This window comes from Pseudomonas sp. BF-R-24 (assembly GCF_019947335.1).
Classification (GTDB): Bacteria; Pseudomonadota; Gammaproteobacteria; order Pseudomonadales; family Pseudomonadaceae; genus Aquipseudomonas; species Aquipseudomonas jessenii.
This window is the reverse complement of record NZ_JAGYGG010000025.1, coordinates 74,570-85,096: the sequence shown is the minus strand read 5'-3', so window position 1 is coordinate 85,096 and position 10,527 is coordinate 74,570. Positions and strand designations below refer to the sequence as shown.

8 protein-coding genes are annotated in these 10,527 nt (G+C 60.0%); 4 read left to right on the top strand and 4 right to left on the bottom strand.

Annotated elements, in window-relative coordinates; translation table 11 throughout:
* Positions 1 to 143: 143 nt before the first annotated feature.
* Together KGA98_RS19675 and KGA98_RS19670 are read right to left on the bottom strand one after the other, a co-directional pair.
* Complete coding sequence (locus tag KGA98_RS19675; RefSeq protein WP_223503273.1) at positions 144 to 2,555, bottom strand: glucose/quinate/shikimate family membrane-bound PQQ-dependent dehydrogenase; 2,412 nt, start codon at positions 2,553 to 2,555, stop codon at positions 144 to 146.
* Between the two features lie 223 nt (positions 2,556 to 2,778).
* Complete coding sequence (locus tag KGA98_RS19670; RefSeq protein WP_057716254.1) at positions 2,779 to 4,161, bottom strand: carbohydrate porin; 1,383 nt, start codon at positions 4,159 to 4,161, stop codon at positions 2,779 to 2,781.
* A gap of 357 nt (positions 4,162 to 4,518) precedes the next feature.
* Here KGA98_RS19670 and KGA98_RS19665 point away from each other — a divergent pair, with 357 nt between their 5' ends.
* Together KGA98_RS19665 and KGA98_RS19660 are read left to right on the top strand one after the other, a co-directional pair.
* Positions 4,519 to 4,749: a VF530 family DNA-binding protein gene (locus KGA98_RS19665; RefSeq protein ID WP_007985772.1), complete on the top strand. Its 231-nt coding sequence runs from the start codon at positions 4,519 to 4,521 to the stop codon at positions 4,747 to 4,749.
* 2 nt (positions 4,750 to 4,751) lie between these two features.
* Positions 4,752 to 5,411 carry a Pr6Pr family membrane protein gene (locus KGA98_RS19660; RefSeq protein ID WP_223503271.1) on the top strand — a complete coding sequence of 220 codons (660 nt, stop codon included), beginning with the start codon at positions 4,752 to 4,754 and terminating at the stop codon, positions 5,409 to 5,411.
* 104 nt (positions 5,412 to 5,515) lie between these two features.
* Here the strand turns inward: KGA98_RS19660 and KGA98_RS19655 are convergent, their stop codons facing one another.
* Together KGA98_RS19655 and KGA98_RS19650 are read right to left on the bottom strand one after the other, a co-directional pair.
* Positions 5,516 to 6,301 carry a siderophore-interacting protein gene (locus KGA98_RS19655; RefSeq protein ID WP_223503269.1) on the bottom strand — a complete coding sequence of 262 codons (786 nt, stop codon included), beginning with the start codon at positions 6,299 to 6,301 and terminating at the stop codon, positions 5,516 to 5,518.
* Positions 6,298 to 6,873 carry a PadR family transcriptional regulator gene (locus tag KGA98_RS19650; RefSeq protein WP_223503267.1) on the bottom strand — a complete coding sequence of 192 codons (576 nt, stop codon included), beginning with the start codon at positions 6,871 to 6,873 and terminating at the stop codon, positions 6,298 to 6,300. Before KGA98_RS19650 ends, KGA98_RS19655 begins: the two co-directional genes overlap by 4 nt.
* A 501-nt stretch (positions 6,874 to 7,374) precedes the next feature.
* Here KGA98_RS19650 and KGA98_RS19645 point away from each other — a divergent pair.
* Both KGA98_RS19645 and KGA98_RS19640 read left to right on the top strand, forming a co-directional pair.
* Complete coding sequence (locus KGA98_RS19645; RefSeq protein WP_223503265.1) at positions 7,375 to 7,863, top strand: CS1 type fimbrial major subunit; 489 nt, start codon at positions 7,375 to 7,377, stop codon at positions 7,861 to 7,863.
* A gap of 108 nt (positions 7,864 to 7,971) precedes the next feature.
* On the top strand, positions 7,972 to 10,494 hold the full coding sequence (locus KGA98_RS19640; protein ID WP_223503263.1) for a TcfC E-set like domain-containing protein: 2,523 nt from the start codon (positions 7,972 to 7,974) through the stop codon (positions 10,492 to 10,494).
* Positions 10,495 to 10,527 lie beyond the last annotated feature (33 nt).

Below are 10,527 nucleotides of genomic sequence, written 5' to 3'. Positions count from 1 at the left end.
CGCGAAAGCGGTGTGCCAGACAACATTTGCATTGCCTGACACACCGCATTCGCGAGCAAGCCCGCTCCCACAGGGGGGGCGATGTGGCACAAAAAAGGCGACGTCCTCACGGGCGTCGCCTTTGTTTTGACTGCCGCTAAAACTTACTCGGACAGTTTGTAAGCAATCACATAGTCACCCATTTTGGTGCCCAGTGAGCCGTGACCACCGACGACCAACAGCACGTACTGCTTGCCGTCCTTGCCGGTGTAGGTCATCGGCGTAGCCTGACCGCCAGCCGGCAGGCGCGATTTCCACAGCTCATTGCCGGTGTTGACGTCATAGGCGCGCAGGTATTGATCCAGCGTGCCACTGAGGAAGCCGACGCCGCCAGCGGTGACCATCGAGCCGCCCATGCTTGGCACGCCGAGTGGCAGGCCGATAGGCAATGGCGAGCTGTCGCGGCTGGTGCCGTTCTTGCGTTTCCACACGACTTTGCTTGTGGTCAGGTCGATGCCGGCCACGTAGCCCCAGGCCGGCGCCTGGCACGGTACGCCTAACGGCGACATGAACGGGTGCATGATCACCGCGTAAGGTGCGCCCGTGTTCGGTTGCACACCCGCGGTTTCGCTCTCGCGCTTGCTGTCGGCCGCGACTTCGGCGCGAGGCACCATCTTCGAAACGAAGGCCATGTAGTTCGGGCTGGTGAAGAGCATCTGGCGAACCGGGTCGACCGAAACGCCGCCCCAGTTGAAGACGCCGACGTTACCCGGATAGATCAGGCTGCCCTGTTCCGACGGCGGGGTGTACTGGCCTTCGTAGCGCAGTTCCTTGAACTGGATGCGGCACAGCATCTGATCGAACGGGCTGGCGCCCCACATGGCTGTTTCGGTCAGTTCCGGGGCCAGCAGGTTCAGGTCCGAACGGGCCTGGGTCGCAGCAGTGTGGTCACCTTTCACCGCGCCTTGCGGCACAGGAATTTCGTGGATCGGGATGATCGGCGTGCCGTCACGACGGTCGAGGACGTACAGGCTGCCCTGTTTGGTCGGGGCGATCAGCGCAGGTTTCACGCCGTCGGCGGTTTTCATGTCCAGCAGGGTTGGCTGGCTGCCGACGTCCATGTCCCACAAATCGTGGTGAGTGAACTGGTAGTTCCAGCGCACCTTGCCGGTGGCCAGATCCAGCGCGACCAGGCCGGCGCTGAATTTCTCGGCGCCCGGGGTGCGGTCTGCGCCCCACTGGTCAGGGGTCTGGTTGCCCAGTGGCAGGTAGACCATGCCGAGTTTTTCGTCGACGCTGGCCAGCGACCACATGTTGGCCGAGTTGCGGCTGTAGTGTTCGCCCTCTGGCAGAGGTTCGGTCGCGTCGGGATTGTTGCTGTCCCAGTTCCACACCAGATGACCGTCGTGAACGTCAAAGGCACGGATCACGCCGGATGGCTCGTTGGTCGACTCGTTGTCGGTGACGTGGCCGCCCATGATCACCAGATCACGAGTGATTGCTGCTGGCGAGGTGGAGTAGTAGCCGCCGGCGGTGAACGGGCCGATGCCTTGAGTCAGGTCAACCACACCGTTTTTACCGAAACCTTCGCAGACCTTGCCGGTGTCGGCGTTGAGAGCGATCAGGCGTGCATCCGCGGTTGGCAGGTACAGACGACGCGGGCAAGCCTGGGCAACGGCTTTGCCGGCCTCGGAAATCACTGCAGAGGCAGCGCTTTCAGATTTGGCGTAGGCCGCTTCGTCGTAGTACGACACGCCACGGCAGGTCATGTGGGCGAAGCCCTTGAAGCCCACCGGGCTCTTGATCTGCGGGTCGAAACGCCACAGTTCCTTGCCGGTGTCCGGGTCCAGCGCCAGCACTTTGCTATGGGCGGTGCAGGCATAGAGCATGCCGTTGGCCTTGAGCGGGGTGTTTTCGTTGGTCAGTTCCACCGGGTCATCGGCGGTTGGCAGATCGCCGGTCTGGATACGCCAGGCTTCTTGCAGCTTGCCGACGTTGGCCGGGGTGATCTGCTTGAGCGGCGAGTAGCGGTCACCGAATTCGCTGCGGCCATAGGCCTGCCAGTCGCCTTCGGGCATCTGCGGCGCGGTGCTGGTCATGTCCGCGTTGTCGCGGCCCAGTTCGCCGAAGGTTTCGCCCGGATGGGTGAACTGGCTGGCCACGGCGGTGGCGCCGGCCAGGACCACGGCCACGCTCAAGGCGCCAGTACCCATAGGGGCAGGGCCGTTGATCAGCAATGGACGACGGAACCACGGCAGCAGCATCACCACACCGAGGGCGAACCACAGCGCCAGGCGCGGCACCAGTTGCCACCAGTCGAGACCAACTTCCCACAGTGCCCAAACGGTGCTGGCGAACAGCACCAGCGCGTACAGGCCCAGCGCCGCGCGGCGGGCGGCGATCAGCAGGACGCCGCTCAGCGCGATGCCGATACCGGCCAGCAGGTAATACAGCGAGCCGCCAAGCATGCTCAGCTTGATCCCCCCGGCCAGCATGGCCAGGCCCATCAGCAGAAGCAATATGCCGAGCAGGGTCGGCAATAGACGGCTTCGGCTCAAGGCACCATCAGTGCTCATAGTGTGATTCTCCGTGACGTTTCAAGTAGTCCCGCGCAAGTTCACTGTAGATGACGATCTTGTGCGGGCAGGGTTCATATAAAACGGGTTTGGCTGACGCAGTCCCTGTAGGAGCGAGCTTGCTCGCGAGAAGCCTGAGAACACCGCGGGGTGTCAGGCTCCAGGCGTTATCGTTCACGTCCATCGCGAGCAAGCTCGCTCCTACAGGGGGGGGTGGTGTTTTTTAGAACGACGACTGGACCTTGATCCCGCCGATCAGCGCGTCATCGACCTCGTCCACGCCACCGGGATGGCGGATGTATTGCAGGTTCGGGCGCACGGTCAGCCAGTTGGTCACGTGCACGCCGTAATAGAGTTCAGCGCTGTATTCGGTGTCCTGGGGCGGCAGGTAGGACGGATTGTCGTAGTCGAAAACGACATTGGCCTGGTTGGTCGCCTCGGCGTTCTTGCGATAGGCCGGGTTGACGTGGACGCGGGCCATGGCAAAGCCGATGTCGTCCCTGGCGCGCGCGTCGAGCAAGCCTTTGTAGACAAGGCCGGCCTGGACATAGTTGTCGATGGCGTTGGTCTTCTTGTCGTGCATCGTGCCGTTGGCGAACAGGCTCAAGCCGCGAGAGTGGTCGCTGGCGAGGCTGGTGACTTGCTGCTGAAGGCCCAGCCACACACCGTGTTTGCTCGACGCGCTGCGATAGGCTTCGCCACTCAGGGCGGCAGGCTGGCCATTGCTGTCCTTGTAGACGTCGGTGGCGTTGGCGCTGCTGTAGTAGTAACCGGCGCGGTATTCACCCGGCAGGCCGTTGAGTTTCGGCGTCCACACCAGCTCCACCGGCAGGACTGCGCCCTGGGTGCCGCTGCCGCTGAGCTTGAAACCGTTGTCGCGGTCAAGGTTCGACGGGTTCTGCTCATACGCGCCGATCTGCGCGTACAACTCAGGCGTCAGGTGATATTTGACCCGCAGCGCCCACTGGCTGACCGGCCAGTTGTACCAGATGTCGCCCGCCCAGTTGCCGACCTGGGAGCCGCAGAACGCCAGGTTCTGGAAGTCGCAGGGGAAGCTGTTGAAGTCTTCGCCTTCGCCGAAGCGGCCGACCTTGATGTCGAGCTTTTCATCGAAGAACTTCTGCTGATACCACATCTGCGTCAGGCGCCAGGTCTGGCCACGTCCCCAGACTTCCTGGGCCGAGGTGAAGCCACCGACGCGCGGATCATTGATGCGGTCGTTGCTGATGTTGTTGCCGCTGCGTTCGGTGATGGTCAGCTGAAATTCGGCATCGTCCCAACCGAGGATCTTCTGCAAGTCCAGGTGGGTGCCCAGGCCGAACTGGTCGCTGTAGCGCGCGGTGCGGTCGTGGTCGTAGCCGCCGTGAAGGTTGCTGCCCATTTCGCCGGTGTAATCCAGTTTGAAGTCATAGCCTTTTTCCGCCAGCTCCGTACGTGTGCCGTTCCAGTCGCCGAGCATCCACGGTGAGTCGCTATCGAATGCCGGAGCAGCCTGGACACAGGTGGCGAGGCCGAACGCGGTGAACCCGCCGATCAGTTTGAGGGCGTTGTGGCAAGAGACAGTCTTAAAGACAGCGCTGTCTTTCGAAAATCGCAAATCAGGCATAGGGAAGAAATTCTTGATCTTTTTCTGGGGGATGAGCGGAAGAAGTGACTGGCAGAAGCGTTTCAGCTAAAGCGTGCGCAAGGATAATGTTCTGTTACAGATAGAGAAAGGGCTTTTGCTGACATGCATCCTTTCAATTTTGGTAACAGTGTTCTCCTGTAGGAGCGAGCTCGCTCGCGATGGTCGTGAACGATAACGCGTCAAACCAGATACCCAGCGGCGTCGTTGCGTTTTTCGCGAGCAAGCTCGCTCCTACAGGATCCCAAGATCACCTACATTTGATAGATCGCTTCCACCTGAAGAAGCCCTCGGCTAAGGTGCGCGGCTTTCCCACTCCAACATCGCTGAAGGCCCGGCATGACCGAACACAACACTGATCCGCTGCATGGCGTGACGCTGGAACAGATCCTCAACGCGCTGGTTGAACACTACGAGTGGTCGGGGCTGGCCGAGCGCATCGATATCCGCTGCTTCAAGAGCGACCCGAGCATCAAGTCGAGCCTGACATTCCTGCGCAAAACCCCGTGGGCGCGGGAGAAGGTCGAGCGCCTGTATGTGAAGTTGATGCGCACCAAACGACCGCTTTGAACATGGTCAACCCGTCTGTGTTACGCCGTCGTTTTGTGGTCGTGGCTGCCATGCTCGGCTGGGCGGGGTTGAGCATCCAGATGTACCTGATTTTCCATTCGCGCTGGACGCTGGGCGCCAGCCTGATCGGCGGGCTGGTGAGTTTTTTCAGCTATTTCACCGTGCTGAGCAACACCCTGGTGGCGACCGTGCTGACCTGTGCAGTGACATCCCGCGAGTCGGCGGCGTGTCGCTGGTTCTTGCAGCCGTGGGTCAGTAGTGGCATTGCCGTGAGCATCGCCGTGGTGAGCCTCGCCTACAACCTGCTGCTGCGTCACTTGTGGCACCCCGAGGGCTGGCAATGGCTGGCCGACGAACTGTTGCACGACGTCATGCCGCTGCTGTTTCTGGTGTATTGGTGGAGTTGCGTGCCCAAGGGCAGGCTGCGGGTGGGACACATCGGGTTGTGGGTGATCTATCCGCTGGTCTACTTCGCCTATTCGCTGCTGCGCGGGCATTTGCTGGCGGTTTATCCCTACCCGTTCATTGATGTCGAGAAACTGGGTTATCCACAGGTGTTCATTAATGCCGGGGGATTGTTGGCGGGTTTTGTGGTGATTGCCTTGCTGGTGATTGGGCTGGATCGGTGGCGCGCTCCACGTGTCAAAGGTCAGGATTTGTAGTGTCTGAGGCGTCGTCATCGCGAGCAGGCTCGCTCCCACAAAGGACTGGTAAGCGCAGATCCAATGTGGGAGCGAGCTTGCTCGCGATGGGGCTCTGAAGGCGATCACTCCTCGTCACTGTCCCCCAGTTTCCAGTAACCCACCGCCTTGACGAACTGCTCGTCCAGCCCGTGCTCATCCAGCAGCACCCGACGAATCTGCCGCGACACTTTGCTCTCGGTCGCCACCCATGCGTACAGGCTGCCGGTTGGCACCTGGATCTGGCGCACGGTGCTCAACAAATGATCTTTGCCGCCTTCGCGCAGCACCCAGATCACATTGACCTCGGCAGCGCTCTCCAGCACTTGCTGCTCCTTGCCGTTTTCCACTTCGACAATCACCAACGCGCGGCGATTGGCTGCCAAGCCTTCGAGGCGTCGGGCAATGGCGGGCAGGGCGGTTTCGTCGCCGATCAGCAGATAGCTGTCGAACATGTCCGGCACGATCATCGAGCCCCGTGGCCCGCCGATGTGCAGGAACTGCCCCGGTTTGGCCTGTTCGGCCCAGGTCGAGGCAGGGCCGTCGCCGTGCAGTACGAAGTCGATGTCCAGTTCCAGGGCGTCCAGATCGTAGCGACGCGGGGTGTAGTCGCGCATCTCAGGCAGCGGACCATTGTCCTTGCCGGCGCCCAGCACCAGGGTTTCCAGCGCCGCGGCCTGTTCGGCATTTTGCGGGAACAACAGTTTGACGTGATCGTCCGTGCCGAGGCTGACAAAACCTGCCAATTCAGGGCCACCCAAGGTAATCCGGCGCATGCGCGGAGTCAGGTCGACCACCCGCAACACTTCCAGGCGACGGCGTTTGATTTCGTGCATGACACGGTGAATGGTTGAGGCGATGACTTCAGTCATTCGGCGTTCTCCTGAACGGGTTGAACGGCGGGGCCGTCGACGATGGCTTTGGCGGTGTCGTTGAGCAGGACAGCGACGCGGTGGATTTCTTCCTTGCTCCAGCGGCCGTGGTGCAGTTGCAGCGCGTGGCGCAGGTTATGCACGGCTTCGTGAATTTCGGGCGGGCGATCATGGCCGCGCAGCGAGCGTTTGCTGACATCGATGCGCACCCGCACACCTTCAAGGGCGATGGCTTGCTCTTTCAAGGACAGACGTCCGGCGTCGGTCACGCTGTAGCGTTTTTTTCCGCCTTCGGCGTCGCCCTGGATCATTTCGCTCTCTTCCAGAAAGGTCAGGGTCGGGTAGATCACACCGGGGCTGGGGCTGTAGGCGCCGTCGAACATGCCTTCAATCTGGCGGATCAGGTCGTAGCCGTGGCAAGGCTGTTCGGCGATCAGCGCCAGCAACAGCAATTTCAGGTCACCGGGGGCGAAGACCCGGGGGCCGCGACCACCGCGCTCACGTCCGGGGCGTTTCTCGAAGCCGTCGCGGCCGTCGCCGTGTTCACGGTGGGGGGAATGATGGTCTCTCATTTCTGCTTTCTCTCGTCGTATTTAGATACAACTTAAGATATATCTTAACGAGAAAGCAAGCCCCCCTGACCGGTGGCCGTCCCGAGCGTCGAGCCAATGACCCCGCCAAAACCGCAAAAATAGTGGTCATCAGTGCGGGTGAAAAACCTGAAATTAGTGTTAACTCTCTAATGTTGGGTTTTGGCCTATTAAATGCGGGGCTTGTGGTATTGGTCTTACAGAAGTAACTTCGTTAGTTTCTGCCTGTCATTGCCGTTAGTGTGCAGTTTGTAGTATTTCTCTTACAGTCAGACATTGGTTTTTAAATTATTTCAGGTTTTTTCTTTCCTGGGTGATAGCACTATGGCTACGCACTTGCAGGAACGTTCCTGCTTACTTTCCAGATAAATTGATCGATCATCTTTCGGCGTTGAAAGTTCAGCTGAGCAAATAGCTGCTCGTGACGGTTTTGCTCAACTTGAACTTTCTGCGCTTATCCTTTTAAAAGACAGGTACTGAAAGATGTTCAAGAAAATCGCGTTTGCTGCTCCTCTGGCTGTTCTGGCTCTGAGTTCTTCCGCCGTATTTGCCGCGGGTGAAGCCCGTCACTCCATCAACCTTGTCGCGCATGTACCGACCAACGGTTTCTACGTGGTACCGGTCGATCCGGATCTGGTCAACAAGGATCAGAGAATGGACTACCAGCCAAGCAAGGGCACCATGGATGAGGTCAACGGTTTCTTCGACGTACGCAACAACAACGGCTCTGTGCATGCCAGCCTTGAAAGCGTGCCGGAGTTGATCGGTGGTGCTTCCAAGATCGGCCTTGAAGTGCGCCTCAACAATGTCGTCCTCACCACCACACCGCAAATGGTCGTCGGCGAAACCGAGTCTAACGTCAACTACCGTGCCCCGCTCAATATCAAGGCACTGGGCACTACCTTTACGCCAGGTGATTACACCGGTGCGGTCACCATGATGTTTGATGCTGTTCCTCCTGTTGCTCTTTGAACTTGATCAAGAGTCATAAGCGCTTACTTGTATAAGTAACGTGACCGGCCGGCAATATTAAAAATTGCCGGTCGGGTTTCAACTTCTTTGATATTAGAGTATTCGTTCATGTTCCCGATGACGCCCATCGCGGCAGCGCTTGCGTTGTTGTTATGTAGCAGCGCATTTGCGGCGCCCGCTTCCGTTGATAATACGCCGCGAAGTTTGCTGGCCCAGGCCAAAGGCTTGCCGGCAGAGTTCGAGGAGCATTTTTTCGACGTTCCGTTGGCGGTTCGGGTCGAACTCGATCAGCAACCGTTGGGCGAGGCGATGATTGTATTGTCCCGCGATGACCGGGTGACGTTGCTCGATTTCACCGACACCAGTGAAAGCCGCTTCGGCGCCAGCGAACGCGAGACGTGGGCGGACATCCTCAAACCCGGCGTGGCGCTGGGCGCCTGCAGCGGTCAATGCCCGGAGCAGATGCTGGCGGTGCACTACAACCTGGAAAATTCATTGCTGTCGATCGTCACCGAAAATGCCGAACGCGACAGCGAAGCCAAGCGTTTCTACGATCAGCCCGAAGGCGGCAGCAGCGGCCTGATGGTGCGCAATCAACTCAATCTCAACGGCGGCCAGGATCAAGACCTGGGCGGTCGTTTCGGTCTGGAGGCCAGCGGCAGCCTGGGCAACTGGAGCCAGACCTTCAACATGCAACTGGCGCGTCTGGGTGGACCGGACGACAAGACCTATCACGCCGTGCATGAGCTCTTCACCCAGCGCGAACTGGAGGGCAGTTTTTTCCGGCTGGGCTACTTCACCCCGAACTCCGAAGGCCTGACACGTCAGCCACGCTCATTCGGCAGCAGCCCGGATACCGCCGTGGGCGTGATGTATGGCAGCTCCGACAGTCTGGCGATCGACAGCCCGAAACCCAGTGTGTACCCGGTTTACGTCACGGCCAACCGTCAGGGTTCCGTGGAAATCTATCGCGATGGCCTGCTGATCAACACGCAGTCAGTGCCAGCCGGGTTGCAGACCCTCGACACCCGTCCATTGCCGGGCGGTATTTACGAGGTGGAAGTGCGGTTGATCGAGGATGGTCAAATCACCTCGACCACGCAGGAGCTGATCTACAAGCCGAGCAACTGGCGCAACCACGATGAGCGCTGGCGCTACAACCTGTTCGCCGGGCAGGAAAGCAAACTGTTCAGCAACTGGGATCAACAAAGCAGTGGCGATGCCACGGCGGGCGCCTCGATCAACTATCTGCTGCACCCGCGGGTGATTCTCGGTCTGTCGGCACGCCAGGAGCGGGAAAAACTCCAGTACGGCAGTTCCATCGACTGGACCCTGGGCAACAGCACCAGTTTCTACGCCAACCTCTATCAGACCGAAGACCACGGCACCGGCGCTGACTTTCAGGGCCTCTACAACTATGGCAACGGCAGTCTGGTGATCAGCCATAACCGCAGCTGGCTCGACACCACCAACATCTACGAAACACTGCCCGACGGCACCCGCGTGCGCCAACGCAATGTGTTTACCGGCGAGACCAGCAACTCGTCGCTGGCGCTGAACCATCGCATCAGCCGCAAGAGTTCGATCAATGCCCGGGTTTCCCACAGTGAGGGCAACGTCGAGGGAATGGGTGTCGACCTCGGCTGGACCCAACGGACCCAGCTGTTTGGCAGCGATGCCAATTGGCGCTTGTCGCTGTTCGACCGTCCGGGCAGCTACAGCAGCGGCGATGCGCGCAATCGCGGGGTCGACCTGAGCATCAACATGGCCTTGGGCAGCCCCGGCCAGCAGATTTCCGGGAGCATCGGCAGCCGCACCGCCCGTGACGGCGCCCGTGACAACAACGCCTCGCTCGGTTACCGCAAAGACCTGCAAGACCACGTGTTGCAGAGCGTCTCGGTGACGGCATTGACCGACACTTATGGCGTCGGTTTGTCGAGCCTGGCGAACTTTCGCACCGACGCCATCAATGGCGACGGTTTCATTCAACGCTCTTCGTTCAACGACAACTTCACCGGTGGCGTGAACCTCGACAGCACGCTGGTGGTCGGCGCGCAACGCATGGCGTTGACCAGCCAGCATCAAGGGCGCGGCGCCGGGATGATTGTCGACGTCGAGTCCGACATCGACGATATCGCCTTGCGCGCAGACGACCTCAGTGGTGGCAGCGCAGCGCTGCGGCCGGGACGCAATTTCATTCCGCTGACGGCCTACAAAAACAGTTCGGTGAGCTTCGACTTCGAGGGCAATCACGTGCCAGCGGCCAGCATCGAGCCGGCGCGCACTCGCTATCACCTGAACAAGGGCGGTGTGGAGTACCGCAAGGTGCGGGTGATGAAAACCCTGACTGTACTCGGGCGTCTGCTCGACCCGCAGGGGCGGCCGCTCAAGGGGCACCACGTGATCAACCACGCCAGCCGTGGGGTCAGTGAGGTGGATGGCTTCTTCTCTATGGAAATGAACGCTGGTTCACCGACCCTGGAAGTGCGTTATGCCGACCAGTTGTTGTGCCAGTTCCGCCTCGATACCGACAAACACCGCAGTGAAAACAACGTGCTGATGATCGGTGATTTGCGCTGTTCGCCGGACACCCTGGCGGACGCCACCCACAACGCCGAAACGGCTGGCTGAGCAGCCCGCCGTTGCATCTGGTTATCGGAGGTT

Coding starts and splice junctions, on each gene's coding strand:
- KGA98_RS19675 (WP_223503273.1), bottom strand. CDS start 2,555: ATGAGCACTGATGGTGCCTTGAGCCGAAGCCGTCTATTGCCGACCCTG.
- KGA98_RS19670 (WP_057716254.1), bottom strand. CDS start 4,161: ATGCCTGATTTGCGATTTTCGAAAGACAGCGCTGTCTTTAAGACTGTC.
- KGA98_RS19665 (WP_007985772.1), top strand. CDS start 4,519: ATGACCGAACACAACACTGATCCGCTGCATGGCGTGACGCTGGAACAG.
- KGA98_RS19660 (WP_223503271.1), top strand. CDS start 4,752: ATGGTCAACCCGTCTGTGTTACGCCGTCGTTTTGTGGTCGTGGCTGCC.
- KGA98_RS19655 (WP_223503269.1), bottom strand. CDS start 6,301: ATGACTGAAGTCATCGCCTCAACCATTCACCGTGTCATGCACGAAATC.
- KGA98_RS19650 (WP_223503267.1), bottom strand. CDS start 6,873: ATGAGAGACCATCATTCCCCCCACCGTGAACACGGCGACGGCCGCGAC.
- KGA98_RS19645 (WP_223503265.1), top strand. CDS start 7,375: ATGTTCAAGAAAATCGCGTTTGCTGCTCCTCTGGCTGTTCTGGCTCTG.
- KGA98_RS19640 (WP_223503263.1), top strand. CDS start 7,972: ATGTTCCCGATGACGCCCATCGCGGCAGCGCTTGCGTTGTTGTTATGT.